The 18,377-nt window shown below is 58.2% G+C and carries 22 protein-coding genes and 3 pseudogenes; 12 read left to right on the top strand and 13 right to left on the bottom strand.

The features are described 5' to 3' along the window. Positions 1-181: 181 nt before the first annotated feature. Positions 182-1,045: an isocitrate lyase/PEP mutase family protein gene (locus ACFOJE_RS20580; RefSeq protein ID WP_377816849.1), complete on the top strand. Its 864-nt coding sequence runs from the start codon at positions 182-184 to the stop codon at positions 1,043-1,045. Between the two features lie 21 nt (positions 1,046-1,066). Here the strand turns inward: ACFOJE_RS20580 and ACFOJE_RS20575 are convergent, their stop codons facing one another. Next, a complete protein-coding gene (locus tag ACFOJE_RS20575; RefSeq protein WP_377816847.1) occupies positions 1,067-2,182 on the bottom strand; it encodes a mechanosensitive ion channel family protein in 1,116 nt (371 codons plus the stop codon). A gap of 354 nt (positions 2,183-2,536) precedes the next feature. On the opposite strand from ACFOJE_RS20575, the gene ACFOJE_RS20570 reads away from it, so the two are divergent. The 4 genes from ACFOJE_RS20570 to ACFOJE_RS20555 all read left to right on the top strand — a co-directional run bounded on the left by ACFOJE_RS20570 (position 2,537) and on the right by ACFOJE_RS20555 (position 4,569). Continuing rightward, entirely contained in the window at positions 2,537-2,803 is a 267-nt protein-coding gene (locus ACFOJE_RS20570; protein ID WP_377816845.1) for a hypothetical protein, read from the top strand. A gap of 191 nt (positions 2,804-2,994) precedes the next feature. Beyond that, entirely contained in the window at positions 2,995-3,159 is a 165-nt protein-coding gene (locus ACFOJE_RS20565; protein WP_377816843.1) for a hypothetical protein, read from the top strand. A gap of 329 nt (positions 3,160-3,488) precedes the next feature. Beyond that, positions 3,489-4,028: a hypothetical protein gene (locus ACFOJE_RS20560; protein WP_377816842.1), complete on the top strand. Its 540-nt coding sequence runs from the start codon at positions 3,489-3,491 to the stop codon at positions 4,026-4,028. A gap of 157 nt (positions 4,029-4,185) precedes the next feature. After that, entirely contained in the window at positions 4,186-4,569 is a 384-nt protein-coding gene (locus tag ACFOJE_RS20555; RefSeq protein WP_377816840.1) for an Arc family DNA-binding protein, read from the top strand. A 123-nt stretch (positions 4,570-4,692) separates the two neighbouring features. Here the strand turns inward: ACFOJE_RS20555 and ACFOJE_RS20550 are convergent, their stop codons facing one another. Further along, entirely contained in the window at positions 4,693-5,334 is a 642-nt protein-coding gene (locus tag ACFOJE_RS20550) for a YfdX family protein (RefSeq protein ID WP_377816838.1), read from the bottom strand. 660 nt (positions 5,335-5,994) lie between these two features. Between ACFOJE_RS20550 and ACFOJE_RS20545 the strand changes: the two genes are divergently transcribed. The 3 genes from ACFOJE_RS20545 (at position 5,995) to ACFOJE_RS20535 (ending at position 7,438) form a co-directional block, all read left to right on the top strand. Then, on the top strand, positions 5,995-6,357 hold the full coding sequence (locus tag ACFOJE_RS20545) for a hypothetical protein (RefSeq protein WP_377816837.1): 363 nt from the start codon (positions 5,995-5,997) through the stop codon (positions 6,355-6,357). Between the two features lie 150 nt (positions 6,358-6,507). Beyond that, positions 6,508-6,711, top strand: coding sequence for a YjfB family protein (locus ACFOJE_RS20540; protein ID WP_377816836.1), 204 nt, complete (start codon positions 6,508-6,510; stop codon positions 6,709-6,711). A gap of 466 nt (positions 6,712-7,177) precedes the next feature. Beyond that, positions 7,178-7,438 carry a hypothetical protein gene (locus tag ACFOJE_RS20535; protein ID WP_377816834.1) on the top strand — a complete coding sequence of 87 codons (261 nt, stop codon included), beginning with the start codon at positions 7,178-7,180 and terminating at the stop codon, positions 7,436-7,438. A gap of 617 nt (positions 7,439-8,055) precedes the next feature. On the opposite strand, the pseudogene ACFOJE_RS20530 reads toward ACFOJE_RS20535, so the two are convergent. Together ACFOJE_RS20530 and ACFOJE_RS20525 are read right to left on the bottom strand one after the other, a co-directional pair. After that, positions 8,056-8,429 (bottom strand): annotated as a pseudogene (locus tag ACFOJE_RS20530) (helix-turn-helix domain-containing protein). A 5-nt stretch (positions 8,430-8,434) separates the two neighbouring features. Continuing rightward, positions 8,435-8,599 (bottom strand): annotated as a pseudogene (locus ACFOJE_RS20525) (type II toxin-antitoxin system HigB family toxin); the annotation flags it as partial. A 157-nt stretch (positions 8,600-8,756) separates the two neighbouring features. On the opposite strand from ACFOJE_RS20525, the gene ACFOJE_RS20520 reads away from it, so the two are divergent. Then, complete coding sequence (locus tag ACFOJE_RS20520) at positions 8,757-9,179, top strand: hypothetical protein (RefSeq protein ID WP_377816833.1); 423 nt, start codon at positions 8,757-8,759, stop codon at positions 9,177-9,179. A 112-nt stretch (positions 9,180-9,291) separates the two neighbouring features. On the opposite strand, the gene ACFOJE_RS20515 is transcribed toward ACFOJE_RS20520, so the two are convergent. The 3 genes from ACFOJE_RS20515 to ACFOJE_RS20505 form a co-directional block, all read right to left on the bottom strand. Then, entirely contained in the window at positions 9,292-9,702 is a 411-nt protein-coding gene (locus ACFOJE_RS20515; RefSeq protein ID WP_377816831.1) for a hypothetical protein, read from the bottom strand. 311 nt (positions 9,703-10,013) lie between these two features. Next, positions 10,014-10,526 (bottom strand): hypothetical protein, encoded by a 513-nt coding sequence (locus ACFOJE_RS20510; protein WP_377816830.1) that lies wholly within the window; start codon positions 10,524-10,526, stop codon positions 10,014-10,016. Positions 10,527-11,094: 568 nt separating this feature from the next. After that, the gene (locus tag ACFOJE_RS20505; protein ID WP_377816829.1) at positions 11,095-11,487 is read right to left on the bottom strand and encodes a DUF6228 family protein; all 393 of its coding nucleotides are present in this window, start codon (positions 11,485-11,487) and stop codon (positions 11,095-11,097) included. A 436-nt stretch (positions 11,488-11,923) separates the two neighbouring features. Between ACFOJE_RS20505 and ACFOJE_RS20500 the strand changes: the two genes are divergently transcribed. Beyond that, on the top strand, positions 11,924-13,255 hold the full coding sequence (locus ACFOJE_RS20500) for a phage antirepressor N-terminal domain-containing protein (protein ID WP_377816828.1): 1,332 nt from the start codon (positions 11,924-11,926) through the stop codon (positions 13,253-13,255). A gap of 53 nt (positions 13,256-13,308) precedes the next feature. Here the strand turns inward: ACFOJE_RS20500 and ACFOJE_RS20495 are convergent, their stop codons facing one another. Further along, complete coding sequence (locus ACFOJE_RS20495) at positions 13,309-13,518, bottom strand: cold-shock protein (RefSeq protein WP_377816827.1); 210 nt, start codon at positions 13,516-13,518, stop codon at positions 13,309-13,311. Between the two features lie 734 nt (positions 13,519-14,252). On the opposite strand from ACFOJE_RS20495, the gene ACFOJE_RS20490 reads away from it, so the two are divergent. Then, positions 14,253-14,531 carry a type II toxin-antitoxin system HigB family toxin gene (locus ACFOJE_RS20490; RefSeq protein ID WP_377816950.1) on the top strand — a complete coding sequence of 93 codons (279 nt, stop codon included), beginning with the start codon at positions 14,253-14,255 and terminating at the stop codon, positions 14,529-14,531. 2 nt (positions 14,532-14,533) lie between these two features. Next, entirely contained in the window at positions 14,534-14,935 is a 402-nt protein-coding gene (locus tag ACFOJE_RS20485; RefSeq protein ID WP_377816826.1) for a helix-turn-helix domain-containing protein, read from the top strand. A gap of 84 nt (positions 14,936-15,019) precedes the next feature. Here ACFOJE_RS20485 and ACFOJE_RS20480 read toward each other — a convergent pair whose 3' ends face one another. From ACFOJE_RS20480 to ACFOJE_RS20460, 5 genes and pseudogenes are all read right to left on the bottom strand, one after another. Further along, positions 15,020-16,711 carry a methyl-accepting chemotaxis protein gene (locus ACFOJE_RS20480; protein WP_377816824.1) on the bottom strand — a complete coding sequence of 564 codons (1,692 nt, stop codon included), beginning with the start codon at positions 16,709-16,711 and terminating at the stop codon, positions 15,020-15,022. Between the two features lie 254 nt (positions 16,712-16,965). Next, positions 16,966-17,142, bottom strand: a pseudogene (locus ACFOJE_RS20475) (hypothetical protein); the annotation flags it as partial. Next, the gene (locus ACFOJE_RS20470; RefSeq protein WP_377816823.1) at positions 17,069-17,551 is read right to left on the bottom strand and encodes a hypothetical protein; all 483 of its coding nucleotides are present in this window, start codon (positions 17,549-17,551) and stop codon (positions 17,069-17,071) included. The pseudogene ACFOJE_RS20475 and the gene ACFOJE_RS20470, both read right to left, overlap by 74 nt. Continuing rightward, complete coding sequence (locus tag ACFOJE_RS20465) at positions 17,548-18,093, bottom strand: glycoside hydrolase family 19 protein (protein WP_377816822.1); 546 nt, start codon at positions 18,091-18,093, stop codon at positions 17,548-17,550. The genes ACFOJE_RS20470 and ACFOJE_RS20465 overlap by 4 nt, the downstream gene beginning before the upstream one ends. Before the next feature lie 96 nt (positions 18,094-18,189). After that, on the bottom strand, positions 18,190-18,375 hold the full coding sequence (locus tag ACFOJE_RS20460; protein ID WP_377816821.1) for a hypothetical protein: 186 nt from the start codon (positions 18,373-18,375) through the stop codon (positions 18,190-18,192). Positions 18,376-18,377 lie beyond the last annotated feature (2 nt).

The raw sequence follows: 18,377 nt of genomic DNA, 5'->3' as shown, positions 1-18,377 counted from the left end.
ACTGCCGGCGCCCGGGACGGTCCCCGTCGCGCCGAACCGAACCGTCGACGGCGTCCGGGAGCGGCCGACCGGTTATCGCCCCCTTCCCGCCCCTAGCCGATTTCCCGACTTGACCCGGCGGGGAAGAAAGGCCGATTCTCGGACCGACGAGAAGAAAAGACGACGCATTAAGGAGCACTCTATGACCATCGCCTCCCAGCACGAATTGAGGCAGCAGTTCCGGTCGCTGTTGGAGTCCAGCCAGTGTTACGACGCCGCCTCCGTGTTCGACCCGATGTCCGCCCGCATCGCCGGCGATCTGGGCTTCGAGATCGGCATCCTCGGCGGTTCGGTCGCCTCGCTGCAGGTCCTGGCCGCCCCTGACTTCGCCCTGATCACCCTGAGCGAATTCGTCGAGCAGGCCACCCGCATCGGCCGGGTGGCGCGCCTGCCGATCATCTGCGACGCCGACCACGGCTATGGCAACGCGATCAACGCCATGCGCACGGTGCGGGAGCTGGAGCGCGCCGGCATCGCCGCGCTGACCCTGGAGGACACCCAGCTGCCGCCCAAGTACGGGCACAAGATCAGCGATCTGATCCCGCTGGACGAAGCCGTCGGCAAGATTCGGGCGGCCCTGGAGGCGCGGATCGATCCGTCCCTGAGCATCATCGCCCGGACCAATGCCGGCCAGCTCGGCATTCCGGAAACCATCGAACGGGTGAGCGCCTACCAGGCGGCCGGAGCCGACGGCATCTGCCTGTTCGGCATCCGGGATTTCGAGCATCTGGAAGCCATCGCCGAGCACGTGAAGATCCCGCTGATGCTGATCACCTATGGCAATCCCAAGCTGCGCGACCTGCGCCGGCTGGCCGACGCCGGCGTGCGCGTGACGGTCAATGGGCACGCCGCCTACTACGCGGCGATCAAGGCCACCTACGACTGCCTGCGCGAGCAGCGCCAGCTCGCCGCCCAGGACATGAGCGCTCCCGAGCTCTGCGCCCGCTACTCGACCCTGGAGGAATACCGCATCTGGGCGCGCGAGTTCATGGACGCCAAGGACTAGTCCGCCGGCGCCGAGCCGCGGCTAGCGGGCCCGGACGCCCGCCTCCATTCCCGCCCCGGTCGCGGCCCTGCCTTGCGGCAGGCCGGCCACGCTGATCTCCGGCAGGCTGCCGCCGACGAACTCGACGCTGCGCGTGGGAAAGGCGAACTGCACGTCCAGATCGCGCAGCCCCTGCAGCAGCCCGAGATTGATCTCCTGCTGGATGTCCATGTACTGGTTGTAGTCCGAGCTGAGCACGAGGTAGACCACCTCGAAGGTCAGCTGGCTGTCGTCGAAGGCCAGGAAATGGGCCCGGTCGAAGCGCGTGTCGCCGATGCCCTCGATGATCCGCCGCACCAGCGCGGCGACCTCGCGCACCTTGCTCGCCGGCGTGTCGTAGGTGACGCCGAACTTGAAGACGATGCGCCGGGTATCCATGCGCTTGTAGTTGTGCACCGTCTTCTTCAGCAGCTCGGCGTTGGCGCAGACCACCTGCTCCCCGCCCAGGCTGCGGATGCGGGTAGTCTTCAGACCGATGTGCTCGATGGTGCCGGCGACATCGTCGAAGACCACGAAGTCCCCCACCTCGAACGGCTTGTCCATGCCGATCGACAGCGAAGCCAGCACATCGCCCAGCACCGTCTGCACCGCCAGGGCGATGGCGATACCGCCGATGCCCAGACTGGCGACCATCGCGGTGATGTCCACGCCCAGATTGGCCAGGATCGACAGCAGCATCATGGTCCAGATCAGCACCCGGAACATGACGCCGACGATGGCCGTGGTCACCGGATTGCGGACATGGCCGTCCAGGGTCAGGCTCTCCATCCAGAGGCGAACGGCGGTATCCAGCCAGAGCGCCACCTGGAACGCCAAGGCCACGAACCAGCCATGGGCGAGCACGGATTCCCAGCGCGAGGACAGCGCCACCCATTTCAGTCCGATCAGCAGCGAGAAGGCGAAGATCAGCAGGCGACTGGTCTGCCCGAGCATCTGTGCGGCGAACGCATACAGCCGCCCCCGCCCGCTCAGCGCCTCCAGCCGCTTGGTCGCGATACGCACCACGCTGCGCAGGAGCCAGTAACTGGCGAAGGTCACCGCCAGCAGGATGCCGAGCCTGATCCATAGCGTTTCGTCCAGCAGCGCTTCCCATTTCATCGAACGAGTTCCTCTACGCGACGCGACCGAACACGGACGCAAGTTCCAGCCCCTTGTTTTCGGTGGAAATCGCCGCGATAAGTTCCTGTGGGCGGGTTCGCGGAAAGCAGCCAGCCGAGCCCACCCCGGGCAGGCCATGATCACTCGAAGATTGCAGAAATATTTCAGCAAAGGTCTTTTACGGATCAGGCAGCAAATCCTGAAAGACCAGCGAAGGCGCGCCTTTGGCTAGAGATTGAAGGCTGCCGAAAAAGACTGTTTCGTGACGCTCACAAGAGAAATCCGTTCAAAATCCATGGCTTGATGGCATATGGGCATTATGCCCGGCTCGGAAAGAAGACCATGGGAGAATGAATGGCTACCGTCACCAAACACGATCTGCAATTCAAATACAAATGGACCAGCGAAAGTCCGAGATTCAACGGAGTGCCGGACAGCTACTTCGTCGACCGCAACGAAGGACACGAAGTCCTGTACTACCTGAACGCCCTGAGCAGGGACAAACGCTCCATAGAAACGGCGCTCAAGGCCGAGCGCCTGATCAAGCAGCACATGCCGGGCTCGATCCAGACTGCCAAGAACATCACGAAATGGCTCAAGGACAATTGGGACAAGTACTGACCCCTACGCAGGCCCCGCTCGTTCGGGGCCGCCCAAGGCAGAACAACCATTCCTGTCCACCTGCAGGACTGGGAAGCCCGCTGCCGTCCGTCTTCTGCTCATGGCGAGGGGGAGAAGCTTGATTACGCTGTAAGCGGTAGTACCGATGTCCCGCCCCAAATCGCTACCCTCATCATGGAGTGAGATTGAAAATGGACGACATCATCAGCGTTCTCGGTAATCTTGCCGCTTTACCCGATATTCCTGACAACATCCCCCTGGGTAACAGCCACGATGCGGTCAGCGTCGTGATCGATATGCCCGACCTGCCCTTGCTCGAGCCACTGGGGCTGCCTCCGGAAATCACGATCGGCTGAGTCGTCAGGCTATCCAAATTGGCGTCCCGGCCCTTCTTAATTCCGCAGACGAGAAGAACGCCCGAACGGCTGCAGTCCTCGTCCCGCGACTGAATTACTCGTCCTCCAAAAGCCTCTGCCACGCTGGCAGGGGCTCTTCCCGGCCCCCGAGCCCCTCGATACGGCTGATCGGCTCTTCTTCGAGCCAAAAGCGTCAAGGCCGTCTCCCGAGAACGTCCTGGGTTGTCAAATCAGCCTTTAGTATCAGGAGGCAGCAATACGCCATTAGTGAGCTACTATCGGAACAGAGCCAAAGAAGAACAATAAGAAAACGACAAGGAGGGCTACTCATGTCTCTGTTCGACCGCCTCATGGATCTCTCGGAAGCCGATCACGGGCAACATACTGAGACCAGCAAGGCAGGTAAGCCAAAGCCAATCCCCCTCGAAGGGCACAGCGTCGAGCCCGCTGCGTCATCGCGTCCCGAAAACCGCGGCACCTCTCCGGCTGTGCGCAAGAGACTGTTCGGCAATCTCATCTATGCCGTGGTCGGAGAAACGGATCTGAACGAGGACGGCCGCAGCCGCCAGGACATCATCCGGGAAGACGTCTACCGGGGCGATCCGGTCGAGCTCAGATGGCAGGCCGGCAGCCACTCGATGGCCGTCTTCGTGCATGGAGAACAGATCGGCTATCTCAAGCCGAAGGCCGCCGAACGTCTCTCGGCTCTGATCGACCTCCCCAGTTACAGCCTGGAGTCCAAGGTGGACTGGGTCTATGACAAACCAGGCGACAGAACGGCACTCGGTGTCATTCTGGATATTGCCATCTACACCATCGACCGCCCTGCCCCCGCTCCCCTGGCCATCCTGGAAAGAGAACACGCCTAGCCCGCCTCCCCTAGCGGCCGACCTGCTGTACCGCACAGTGCTCGAACCGTGGGTCGGTCGGGCCCGGCGCTTTCGTTACGCAATTGCCATACTGAATAGGAACCTAAGATAAGGAATCGCCACAACAGGACGACCCTATTCAATAACGAGGCCCATCATGAGCCGCTCAGCCTCACCACAACTCGACAATCTCGGGCTTCCTGAAGAACTGAAAATCAAGCTGATGGAGGCCGCCACAAGGAACAATCGCTCGGCGGCCGAGGAAGTCATCACCCGTCTGGAGGAAACCTTTTCCCGCGAGGATATTGCCGAAGCCAAGGCTGCCCGAGACGCTCTACTGGTCGAACTTGGCGACGTACTCCAGACTGGCCTGGCAGCTGCTGACGACCTGAATGAGGTACAGGCCTCTCTTCAGAAGGCCCAGAAGATCCTGGATGCAAAGCGCGCTGCATCCCACCCATCGAAGGAAAACCCAAATGCCGAACGCGATAAGGTGGTCAACGGCATCGATGGATATGGCATCCCCGACTTGGGCGAGTAGCCGGAATACGCAGGCTCGCCCGCACGGCCGCTAAATCGCAGACACAAAAAAGAGCCCCTGCCGAGAACAGGGGCTCCGGGCTTTGGCTTGGGACAACGCATGACCCGAAGAATTATCCCCGGACTATTTCTTGGCCGATAAGGGCTGGTCCGGGATTTCGGTGATGGTCTCGGTTTCGGTGACGATTCCATCCTCGGCACCTTTCAGTGCCAGGTTGGCCTCGTAGTATTTTCCGTCCTTCAGCAGTTTCCGGGCACTCTGAACGGACTGAAGCGTATGTTTCAGCGGCATCAGGAATTGAGTTTCCGATACGCCGACACCGGCCAGGCGAAGTTCTTCGACAGCGCCTTTATGATCGCCTTTGCCGAACTTCTCGTTGGCCTTGCTAATCGCTTTCTGCTTTTCCGGAGTTGCAACGTAATCTTCCGCCACGGCTATAGCGGCATCGATCACAATGTAATCGTTATCGCCATGGGGAGTCTTCTTGTCGGCCTTGAGGAAAGCCTTCCACTCGTCCTGATCGGCGGACAGCAGATCGGCAGCGCTATCGACGAGCAGCTTGGCCTCGTTCGGATGGCCGCTGAACAGCGCCAGTCGGGCGCGCTGGACACTATCCATGGCATCGAAGCCTTGACGCGAGATCTGGAACAGTTGCTCTTCCTGCTTGGCGGACAGAGCCAGGGTCTTGGCCGCATTATCGGCAGACCAGGCATAGGAAGACAGAATGGCAAGAGAAAGTGTCGCTACTTTAAACACGCGCTTCATAGTACTACCTTGACGCAGTTCAGAGACATCAGCCTTCGGAGGCTCTAAAGACTGGCAATCACAAAAACAAAATGCCAATTTTCTGTCAATCCAACTTGGGCGCAATTCTGAGTTGCATATATCGAGTCAATAACGAAAAGACGATCTTGCTCCGTGAAAACTAACCGATTACAAGCTCCCCACCCTGGCCATCAGGCTGACCGGTAGATGCGTCACCAAGCCGGATGAACTATCAAAACAATGTTTCCCATGCGGCACTTGCCTTCATTCTGATGGAAAGCGGAAGAAATGCTTGATTACGCTGTAAGCGGTAATACCGGTGTCATGACGGAAATCGCTGTCACCATCAGGGATGAAAGATTGAAACATGGACGCCACCGTCAGCATCCTCGGCGGTGTCGCCAGCAGCTTCGACGATGACACCCTCAGCGATACACCGGTGCGTCGAGCACCATCGCTATAACATCCCGAATAGCCTGCCCACCCCCGAAGCCCAGGGGCTCCCGCCGGGTTTATCGATCAGATGGCAGTGGCTGCCCCACCAAAGAGGGGGCTTCGTCACGCCTCATCTTTGGCCTGATCAGGTTAACTCTCCTCTTCGCTCCTGCAGTCAGCTATGGCTATCATCAATCTGCAATGTTCTATGGAAGGAGTGCAGGCATGACAGATTGCGAACTATTGGAACTGGCAGCCAAAGCAGCTGGCATTCAGGGAGAGTGGGTGATCGACCATTGCGGCGACTGCCACCCACGAGGGAGCGCATGCGGCCTGCTGCTCCCGGTCGAAGAGGCCAACGGGCACAATGCAGTCTGGAACCCCTTGAAAAATGACAAGGACGCTCTGCGGCTGGCGCTGAAACTGCGGCTGAACGTTACCTTCACCGGGAAGAACGGTCACGAGATTTCAGCGGGACGACGACACGGGCCGCTCGCTACGGAGCGGGAAGGACTCGATCTGCTCGCCGCTACACGACGCGCCGTCGTTCGTGCCGCTGCGGAAATTGGCAAAACCCTTCCCCAGTGATTGAGCTACATCTGTAGCCTCCCAGCTTAGCGGCCTACGCGCACAACACATCTAACACGGGAGTTCCAGTACACTCGGAGTTCCTGCCACAATGGCGTAGGCACCTCTCTCGGGCAGGGCCTACCAAGCAAAAGCGGATTAGGAGCCGTTATGGATATTTCCGTGAACAACGTCGTCGCCGATTCTGTGGTGCTGCAACAGGCGAAAGTCGGTCAGGAAGCACAGATGACGCTACTGAAGAAGGCCCTGGACCTCCAATCCTCCGCCACCCTGCAATTGATTCAGTCGGCAATGCCGACGCCGCAGCTGGCCACCGAAGGAACCCTGGGCACGCAGGTCAATACCTACGCCTGAAGGGGCTGAGACAGGCAACGAGTCAAGGGATGCCGACCCGCTGCTTGCGGAAGACGGCATCGGCCATCCTTGAGTTGCATCGGTATTTCGCTTCGGATGTTGGCCATCCGAGACGCCAGACATCGATGGTACAGCCAGCAACAGCCCCTCCCCTGCGAGAAGCTGACATATACAAGCTGACTCAGGTTATGGCCATTAGGCGCCAAGCCGAGAAAATTTATGGATCTGCGGAAACTAACCGCGAACCCAGGAGTCTTAGAGGGCCATCTGCGACAATTGCATCGCGAGAAGAATAAATACCTCATGCATCCCTCGCACTTTAAATTGCCCTAACCAGCCCCATATCATGAACAGTGGCTTGGGGCCACGCGATTGTCTGTTGCAATGCCGACCTTGCAAAAATAGCGGAACCTACAGACGGTCAGTATTCCCGCTTTTTCCCATGGATACTCTCAAGGAGTAGAAGATGCAAAAAACGCTGACTTACGCCATGCTGCTCGCAGCCACTCTCGGTCTGGCCGCCTGCGGCGAAAAGTCAGACCACAAGGTAGAGCCGGCAAACACTGCTGCTCCCCAGGCCACCCAGTCTACTGGCGATGCCGCCGCCGTGGAGCAGAAAGCAGCCGAAGCAACTGAAAACACTACCGCCGCCCCCCAGGAAGCTGCCGCTGCCACCGAACAGAAGGCTGCCGAAGCAACCGAGGGTGCTGCTGAAGAGAAGAAGTAAGCAGAAACCCAAAGCGCCTTGTCTGCTTATGGCAAGGCGTTTTCCATAAACGTCCCCAAGAAAACTAGGAAATACTGCCCTACACCTCCCCAGCCTCAACAGGCGCCCAAACGGTTCTCTCCTTCCTCTCCTTATACGTGCTCCCTCCTTCGCTGGCGCATATAACGCCGCAGCCCCATGATCAGAAATACTGGCCACTGTTATTTCCAGGCCGTTTCGAATATTCCGCTGATATCCATAATCCATCGATTATGGAAACGGAGAACCTCCTCCAGCATCCTCGGGCGAACGAAGTCGAGCAGGATCGGAGTTATAAGGGAAGATCTCGGCACAGACAGGCTCGCAGCAGAACCGCCTCAGACTCGTAACCACGCGGCCTGAGCCGTCCCGCCGCTTCTGCGTTGCGCCGATGATGGATCGTCCCGACTAAGCTCAGAGCCCACATGGATAAAGGGCTGTAGAGAGCAGGCAATCGTTCCGTACCACTTTTTTACCACCAAGCTCCGAATTTCCTAGACAGCGCCTACGAAATACATCGCCATATCTGGCCTCTCTACCGCCCCTTCGCCTTCTCGTAGACCGCGCGTTGTCTACCCTACGCGCTCCGGGGGTTATGCTCAGGCGCGCGGAGTCGGTTTGATGAGGCTTTCCGCCGGGATTCCGAACAAGCTGTGTAGCTTCCAGATCATCGGTAAAAAGTCAGAGAGCGGGTGCCGTTCAGCACCTCATAGACCCGGTTGGTGCGGCCGATTGCCGGACTCAGATCGCTGGCGGTCAGCCCCGATTGCTCCATGCGAAACTTGATGGCATCGATAGGGTTGGGAAGATCCACCGGGAAGTGTTTGGCTTCGTAGGCTTCTACCAGAGTCAGCATGACTTCGAAGCGGTCACCTTCTGGGGTGCCCAGCTCGGGCTCATTGTCGAAAAGCGGCGAGAGTGCCTTGAGAGCCGCGCGGTAGTCTTGATCGTTGCGAATCGGACGAATGTTCATGGCGTTCACTCCATTTCAACGGTATCGGCATCAACGGCATCGTATTGTCGGTGCGTGCCGATGAACTTGATATAAATGGCTCCGAAGCGATAAGCCACGGCGACGACCAGACGGTAGTCGTTACCCTTGATGTTGAAGACCACGCGACGGCTCTTGAGAATGCTCGCGCTATCCTACTCGCTGGAGAAGTCGCCTGTAGGCGGTGTTAAGGACGTGCAAAGGCTGAAAGCGAAAGGCCTAATTGGAGCGGACCGTGATAGCCTCCCTCAAAAGCGATTCCCTCGCAGAAGCGTGGGAACCATTAAAGGATCGAAGGAGAACTAAAAAGTGAGCATATCGAGAATATCGAACAACAGCATCACCAATGCACTACAAGGCCAAGTCAAACCCTTGTCCGACTTGCCCTCGAAAAAGATACCGACGACGGACATAGAAAAGCTCAACAACATCGTTAAAGCCAGCGAGGCCGGGGCAAACTACCAGAAGGCCGACAACAGCCGGGATAATCTATATGCCCAAGTCAAAGTTTCCGGCAAAGTAGTGGCGAACATCTGGAAGTCTGGCCTTGTCGAACTGCCAAACGCCTATGCCCACCTTTCCTCTGAAATAACCGCCACAAGCTCCGCCAGTGATCGCGCCGAACAAATAGCCAAGGCGCTTGGGGGAGAAATAAGCTACGCCAGTAACGGCACAGAAACGCCCTCTTACTCCTTTTCCGAGTCTCTGAAAAAGATTCTGGATGGTCGTTGAATGGCCGGGTGATCACCAGCGATCCGGATAGTCGCGGAGCAATTGCCCATCGTCAGTATCGGTAGACAAGGCAGCGCTGTTGTCTACCTTACTTGCTCTCAATCAAGTCAAATCAAAATTCAAATCTTACGGCATGCTGTTCTACAGTCGTAAAAACCCCAGCCTCCTTGTATTCAGTAAGTGCTTCTTTTAGATCACCCAAAATTTCTTCTCTTCTCTCTGACAACTTACTCGGAATATCAATCAATCTTGGCCTCCAAATACTCAACCCGCTACCACCCCGCTTAGCATACCCATCACCAAAAAGCTGAACCTCAAATAGCTCCCCTCCCCAAAAGAAGGTGAAAGTATGTAAGTTAGAAAGATCTTCCCGCCCCGACATCATATAGCGAAGATATATATTTCTCTCGCGATCTATAGTCCAACTGTTGCGCGAGTTCATTTTTAAATATTTCTTATTTATTTCACGAATACCATACTTTTCCATATCATCCTGAGAAATAAACTCATTAACAAAGACCATAAAAACCCCGAAAAGTATTAGCCAACAAGATAACGCGAGCTATATCTCCCGTATGCGCTAACTGGCATATTGCTGCAACGGACACTTCGAAAAGCCAGCTTGGTAGGTGATTGCGCTGGCATGATCCATTCGTTTGATCCTAACACTTAGGTTAAGTTAAGTAGCGCTACGTTAACACTGTCCCTGTGAACAGAGTAAGCGATTTAAACTACCTACTAGAGCGGAGGCAAAGAAAACACCAAAACCCATGAAGGATATGCCTCGATAGACAAGGCTACGCCGTTGTCTACTCTACTTGCTTAAGCTCTTTGTTAAGCAATTGCGTCAATACGCGCTAAAAAGCCTGAAATATTATTATCACTGAAACCCAAGAACTCTTTTAAATCCGCTTTAGGCACATGAAATAATACTTTAACTACAACTGGCACAAATCTATTCTCATACTCTTCACCAGTAAAAAAACAAACATCCCTCCCCGCTCCAGTAGATGCCTCAATAGTTACAGTTAATCCACCACGCTTGTACACTCCAGAAATAGATAATTTACACACACTATAAATATCATATTCACCATCGCCCGGATGGCCTTTTGGCCCATTGAGATAGCGACCAAGGGAATTACCTTCCATAGTTATTTTATAGCCCTGTTCTACAGCACTACCCAAAAACATTCTTTTGTTAAACGGACTAATTATTAACTTCTTCCCTCTAAACATGCATTCGACATGCTTATGAACTCTCAACTCATATTCAGAATCAAAAACATCAAGATCACCCTGAAATATAGAACTTCCGTTCTCGAACATTTCGCCTTGATAGATCATTGTACGACTCATACTAAAAGTGCCTAACGCTTGTGTTATCGGCGAGCAAAAGCGCAGCTTTTGCGAGTCCAGCGAATGAAGTGAGCGAGGTTGGGCTCATAGTTATACTGCCCTCCGACCAGCTAACCCATCCATGTGCAAACATGGCTACCCCGAATAGCAGCAGAAAAAAAATAACTGCGAATACTCGGAATAAGGATCTGGGGCTGTTGTTCAATTGGGCTCTCCCTGCCTACGCCGAGGGTTCCACGGCCGTGCCGACTGCTTTGCGCCGTTATTCACAACGCGGCCGATTGAGGTAGTTCCTGGGCAAGACGGCTGCCCTATGCGGCCAAGATACGCTACCGAACGACCTCCGGTGGCGACCCACATCGCAGAAGTGCGCGATCTGCGAACAGTGTTTCTACCGATAGACAAGGCTGCGCCGTTGTCTACCCTACTTGCTGAATAGCAGCGAGTTTTTTGACGTTTTGATGCATCGGCTACTCCTAACGATTAAGCTAACAGGCGAGCAAAAGCATGGATTTTACGAGTCCAGTGAGCGAAGCGAATGGTGTTGCGCGCATAGTTAGTCTACAGGCAAGCCGAAAAACTGCCGTGCGGAATTTGCGATAGTTGGCAACTGGCCAAGCTCTGTGCAGATATTCCCTTCAAACCTCCATGGTTCCTCGTTTCCAAAATCAGAAATGCAGACCTTGAAATTTACTATGCCGCGAGAACTACAGGTTGCATTCAACGAGAACTCGCCTTCTATTGACTCCCACTTCTCAGAAGTCAGCCAAGGAAATTCATGACTTGCAAGGTATTCGAAAAGGTTTGCCAGGCTATGTGCGTCGGTATATGCCCAAACTCCACGCTTAACACTTAGCGCAGAAGAGCTAAAGCAGACAGAAAAATAATCGCCTTGCACCTTATCAAAGGTGAGTATGCTGCCAGATTCTGTAGAGTGGATAGAAAACATCTATTTCCTCTGTAGGCTAACTATAATTAGACACCAAATGGTGTATAACTCCCTGAACAAGACTGATGGATAATAGTCCTTATCGCTTCAGCTCTCCCTATCTATAGCGCGGATTTCACGACCAATCTGACCGCTTTGCGACGTTATACACCATGTACTACCTGCAATGGCAGTCCGCTATCAATGGAATAACCTACCAGTTGACTCTCTCGCATAACTCCCGCTAAGGTTCCCCCGTCGCTGTAAATCCAGCGACCTGGGCTTGGCGGCCCTGCACTCCGAGGCGGTCACGAAACCGCTGCTTACAAGCGGTTTTTTTGTGCCCGCGGCATGGCTACACCCGTTATGGGCGGGCCGTGTGTGGGGAGCCTTCGGGCTCCGCCGGCCCTCGGACCGGTCCGCCAACCCGCACGGTTCCGCTCACCCATCTTGGCGGATGGGCGCGGTTACAGCTCAGCATCCGAGAATCCATGCCATGTCGAATACCAGCCCCGTACTTGCCTCTGTCGATTTCCACGGCCAATCCCTGACCGTCCTCACCTCTGCCTCCGGCGAACATCTTGTAGCTATGAAGCCCATCTGCGAGGCCATCGGTCTCCAGTGGGAAGCGCAGCTCAAGCGCATCAAGCGCCATCCTGTTCTGTCTATCTGCATGTCCGTCATGGACATTCAGATGCCCGGTGATGATCAGCACCGCGAACTCGTCTGCCTCCCCCTCGACTACCTCAACGGCTGGCTGTTCGGCGTGGATGCCTCTCGCGTGCGCTCGGAGATCCGCGAGCGGCTGATCCAGTATCAGCGCGAGTGCTTCGCCGCCCTCGCCGTCTACTGGCAACAGGGCGAGGCGCTGAGCCCGCGCGCGATGGCCACCGCCCCGGCCGGGCCGCCGATCCGCCTGACCTACAACGACCGCGCCTTCCGCATCGTGCCCGAGGGCGAGGAGCTGTGGTTCGTGGCGGCCGACGTGGCCAACGCCCTGAGCCTGCGCGACGCCTACTGCGTCACCCGCCACCTGCGCCCCGAGCACCGGTCGCAGCGGCAAGTCGGCCGGCAGATGCTCAACGTGATCGACCGCCGCGGCCTGGACCTCGCCCTGCTCCACGCCCGCCCGGAGCGCGCCGAACCATTGCGCCTGTGGCTCGATGCCGCCCTGGAGCAGTTCGTGCCCAGCCCAGCGCCACGCGCCCTCCCCAACGGCCTGTCCGGCGAGCAGCAGAGCGCGATCAAGATCCTGGTCGCAGCGCGCATCGAGGCCCTGCCCGAAGCCCGGCGCGGCAAGGCCGCCACCGCCTGCTGGTCGGCGCTCAAGAGCAAGTTCGGCTGCAGCTACAAGGAAATCGCCCCGGAGCAGTTCACCGAGGCGGTGAGCCTGGTGGCGCGCATCGAGCTGGAGGGCGAGTGGCTGGAGCCGGAAGCGCCGAAGGTACTCGGCCGCCTGCCGATCGACTTCCCCATCGAGGACTGGAAGGCGAAGAACCCGCAGCAGTTTCGCCATGACAACCCAAACAGCACGGAGCTGACAGTGACCACGGGCGATCTGCTGATGAGCGAGTACTCGCCCGGCGAAACACTGCTTGGCCAACTGGCCGAGGCCGGCTACCGGGTGGACGGGCCACTGTACGAACTGCGCGCCCTGCGCTCACTGGCCCGCCGCCTGGACATGACCATGCGCTTTATGGCCGGGCATGTGCGGCAGGCGATCGACAGCTTCGACCACGACCACCGCCGGGTGCAGCACTTCGATGGGGCGAAGGTGTTGAAGGGGTAAGGAGCAGGCATAAAAAAGCCCCGATTAACGGGGCTTTTTTTAGAGCGGGATACTTAAACGATCCGCACCTGATCCGCCTGCAGACCTTTCTGGCCTTTGACGGTGACGAAAGTAACTGCCTGGCCTTCTTTCAGGCTTTTGAAGCCGTTGCTTTCGATCGAACGGAAGTGGACGAAAAGGTCGGCGCCATTCTCAGGGGTAATGAAACCGAAACCCTTTTCATCGTTGAACCATTTGACGGTGCCATTTTCACGGTTAGACATGTTTTATCTCCAAGGTGTAATAAGACTACGGCGGCGTAAAGAAAGCCAAGCCGAGACTGAGGTGCGAAAAGCAAAACGAGCCAAGGAGATGAAAGCAGAAAACATCAAACCGAGTATCGATGTAGCAATTGCAAAGCAGTGGCCGAAATATACACCTTTTATTTGTGATGTATAGCTTTTTCGGGATGCATCGATAATCGGTACACCGAATATATCCGCACATGGGCAGATCTCGGAGCAACGAAGGCAGTCAGCTTCGCTCTCCTGGGACTTGCCCGCGAACGTGGGGCTCAGGACGATTGAGTCCCCAGCACAGGAGCATGCCCCTGTGCCTGTGCCACTAAACTGGCAATACGAAAGCACAAATAAGGCTCATACCTGTAGCCGTGTAAGTCCTCAATTTCCAAGGAAAATCTCAAATCCGTCACTTCCGAGACTCCAGGCGGCAATACATCCTTTCTCCCGGAAGCCATCCTCCAGAACCGATAGCCCCCTTGGAATGTCTGAATAGCTCCATGCTCCATACGTGCGTCAGGAGCCATCATGCCAGCTAAACTCACAAGCGCCATCTTGGTCGCGGCCAGTCTTGCACTGGCCGGCTGCTCCCATAACCCGTATCAGCCTCAGAGCACTGCTCAATATGAGCAGCATGCCCATTACGGAGTACATCATCGCAAGGGGCATAGTGCGCGTCATCACTCGCTCAGCCCGAGCAACAGCTCGCTGTACATCTACTGAGCCATAGGCGCCGGTGGCGACTCGAGATCGACAAACCACAGGCTGCGACGGCGCTCGAGGCTTGGTATCGACTGATCAAGGCCAGCAGCCCGGAGGACTTCGCCGAACTGAAACGGCTGTTCCCTGCCACAGACAAGGTTGGGCCGCAGCATGTGTTCGATATCGGTGGCAACAAACTGCGCCTGATCGCCATCGTCCAATACCGGGCGCAGAAGGTGCTTATCCAGCATGTGCTGGATCACGCCGAATACGATAAAGGCAAGTGGAGGGAATAACCTTGTCCACACTGATCAAGCAGGCCTGCGAGCATTGGCGCTATGTCGCCCCTCTGCTCAGCAAGCCGACCAACGAAGAAGACTACGACGCGCTGGTCGAGGCTCTGGACGAGCTGCTGGTCATCGTCGGTGACGACGAAGATCACCCGCTGGCCAGTCTTGTCTCGCACATGGGCGACCTGATCGAAGCCTACGACGAGGCACACCGGCCTCTGCCCAGGGCAAGCGGCGTGGAGGTGCTGCGGTATCTGATGCAGGAGCATGGCTTAAGCCAGGGCGACCTGCCTGAGGTTGGCACGCAGTCCGTTATTTCCGAGATTCTGGGCGGCAAGCGTCAACTCAACGTCCGGCATATCCGGGCGCTCTCGGAGCGTTTTGGCGTACCCGCCGACGTGTTTCTCTGACGTAAAAAAGCCCCTGCCGGTACGGCAGGGGCTTGCGCTTCCTTCAGAATGCGAGGCGTGTTCTACCCCGCACCGCCCTCAGGATCAGAAGGTTTCCCACTCACTCACGGCGGACGCCGAGGCGAGCTTTGCCTTGCCAGGCAGACTGCGCGGAGCGGAGACCGGAGCCACCAGGCGACCGGCCTTCGGCGCCGGTGCGGCGGAGGTGCTAGTCGCCTCATTGGCAGCCTGACCGGCGATCTTGAACACCGCCACCGCGGCACGCAGGCTTTCAGCCTGATCGACCAGCGACTGGGCGGCGGCCGAGGCCTGCTCGACGAGCGCGGCGTTCTGCTGGGTCATCTGCTCCATCTGGCTGACGGCGGTGTTCACCTGCTCGATGCCGGTGCTCTGCTCCTTCGAGGCGGTGGCGATCTCGTCCATCATGTCGGTCACACGCTTCACCGACTGCACGATCTCGGTCATCGTGCTGCCGGCTTCGTTCACCAGCCGGGAGCCGGCATTCACGCGGCTTACCGAGTCGCTGATCAGCGTCTGGATTTCCTTGGCTGCCGTCGAGCTGCGCTGGGCAAGCGCGCGGATCTCGCTGGCCACCACCGAGAAGCCGCGTCCCTGCTCGCCGGCACGGGCCGCCTCGACTGCGGCGTTGAGCGCCAGGATGTTGGTCTGGAAGGCGATGCCTTCGATGACGCTGATGATCTCGGCGACCTTGTCGGAACTCTGCGAGATGCCCTGCATGGTCTCGACCACCCGTTCGACCACGTCGCCGCCGCGCTGGGCGATATTTGAGGCGCTGGTGGTCACTTCGGTTGCCTGGCGGGCGTTTTCGGCGTTGTTGTGGACGGTGCCGGTCAGCTGTTCCATGCTCGCCGCGGTTTCCTCCAGCGCGGCGGCCTGCTCCTCGGTGCGCTGCGCCAGATCGGTGTTGCCCAGAGAGATCTCGCCCGTGGCCGAGGCCAGCGCTTCGGCATTCTGACGCACGTGGGAAACCACCTTGACCAGGCTGTTCTGCATGTTCTTGAGGGCGCGCAGCAACTGGGCGGTCTCGCTGTTGCCTTCGGCGTCGAACTCCATGCTCAGGTCGCCATCAGCCACCGCCTGCGCAATGTCCACCGCCTGACCGAGCGGTCGGGTGATGGCGCGGATGAGCCAGATGGACAACAGCACCGCGGCCACGATCGCCACGGCGCCGAACGCTCCGGTGAAGATCTCCATGCCGGAGATGTCGCTGGCGGTCTGCCGAGCGTCTTCGTCCATCAAGCCCTTTTGGAACTCGACGAACTGATCGACCCCGGCGAAATAAGCCTGCTGGACTGGACGCAGATCCCCCAGCAACGCAGTGGCCGCTGCTTCCCTCTTGCCCTCGGCAATCAGCCCAACCACGCGCTGGTGAACGGCCACATATTTGCGGCGCAGCTCCTCGGCGTTCGCCAGCAGCTCCTTGCCCTTGTCGCTTTTGATGGTCTTATGCAGCCATTCCCAGTGTTCCACTATCCCCTTGCGGACCGACTCCACCTCGTCGAGCTGAGCCTTGATGTCGTCTGGGTTGGTCATGATGACGGCATTGCGCAACTGCCCCGACATCTGGTGCATGCCTTCCTTGATGCTGTTGAGCGTGGCGATCTTCGCGTAGCGGTCATTGACGACCTGATCGAAGGCTTCGCCCAGATGATTGGTTTTGACCACTGAGATTCCGCCCATCAGAGCGATCAACAGAGTCAAAAGACCGAAGCCGAAGATGAGGCGGCTGGAGATTTTCATATTCTTGTAATTCATAGAACCCCCCTGGGTTTGAAGAGACCACAGCGGGGTGATCGCTGTCGCGACCGCCCCATTTCACCATCCATGGGGTCGTAAAAAACCATCCTTTCTTACTGGACATTATCGGAACGCCGGGCGGCGATCTTTATGCCTCAACGGATTATGCTTATACCGATTACGAATAAAAAATCCACACAATTTGCAAACTACATCACGCTTCCAGCCGCCACATCCCGACAGAGCCGCTGCACGCACAGATAAGCACCTCATCACTCCCGCGCCACCTGCTGTCGCTCGATGCACTCCAGCACCTGCCCGGCGCAGCTCAGCAACTCCCCTTCCAGCGCATCGACAGCGGCGCGCCAGTCGTCATTAGTGTGCAGCGCTGGCCGCGCCGGCAGCCGGCACGGGGTCAGCGGGCAGTCGATCCGGGCCGTGGTAGGCGGCGGGGTCGGCGGTCTCGGGCCGCTCGTACAGCCCGCCAAGAGCAGCAGGCACAGCAGCAGCGAGATAGTCGGCGACGGCTTGGTCATGACGTTTCAGCTCCTCGAGGGCGCGGCTCTGCGCCTGGGCATTACGAGTGATGGTTTGTTCGAGCGCACGCATGCGCTGGTCCAGGGCGGTGACCTGGGCGATCTGTTTCTGCTGCTCGGCCAGCACGTTGGCCTGTCGCTCGACCAACTGCTGCGAGTCGGCGAGCGCCTGTTCGGCGCGATCGGCCCGGGCGGACTGCAGGCCGATGCGCGGCGACAGCCCCCACCAGACGAGGCCGGCCCCGGCCAGCAGCAGGACCAGGGCGATGCCGCCGGCGGCCAGCAAGCGGTATTGCACGGGGATCAGGTCGGTGAGGCTCATGCCAGCACCTCCGTGGCCCGCGACCACAGGGCCAACCGCTCCTTCTGCCCGTTCAGCCCGCCGTTGATCCGGCGGGTGATGTCCGCGAACCGGCCTTGGTCGGCGAGGCCGTTCAGCTCCTTCACCCACCAGAACCAACCGGCGGATTCCGCCGCCCACTCCGGCTGCTCGAGCAACTCGGGCGTCTTGAGCAGGCGGTCGTCGCCGAACAGAGCGATGCTCACCGCTGCGTAATTGGCCCGGCCGGTGATCTGGATCAGACCACGACCCCGGTAGCGCTTACCGTCGCCGTCCGCCTGCGGGGTGTTGCCGAGGTCGGTGCGCAGGTCGTAGCGCGCCTGGGCCGGCGTCGGCCCCCAGAGCTCCCGGGTATTGCGCAGCTGGCTCGATTCGTGGCCGATCTGCGCGAGAAAGGCGGCAATCCGCCGGGGCGTAGTGATCTGCCAGCGCTTAATGGCCGCGTTGAGGACCGGCACAAAAACGCCGGCACGAGGGCCGGCGTTGGGCATGATCTGCAGCAGCTGCTGCTCGGTGATGGGCATGGAGGTCTCCAGCATGCAAACCCGGCGCTGAACCGGGTTTTGGGCAAAAAAAGACCCGCCGGGGCGGGTTCCTGGGATGGGGCTTAAACGGTCCGATCAGGACGGGACGGGGTCGGTGGCCGTGCTGTCCACGGCGGCCGGATCGAACGCCTCCATGCCTGCCGGCGCCGGTTCCACCGCATCGAGCACTTGGATGATCATGTGGTCGTTCTGATCGCGGTAGGCGGTCTGCTCGATCTCCCGGCGCTCGCCGGTTTCAATGTTGTATTCGACGCGGAACATGG

Source organism: Azotobacter bryophylli (genome assembly GCF_042643485.1).
In the GTDB taxonomy this organism is placed as follows: Bacteria; Pseudomonadota; Gammaproteobacteria; order Pseudomonadales; family Pseudomonadaceae; genus Azotobacter; species Azotobacter bryophylli.
Note: the sequence above shows the minus strand (reverse complement) of the source record. Positions and strands in the feature narration are given on the sequence as shown.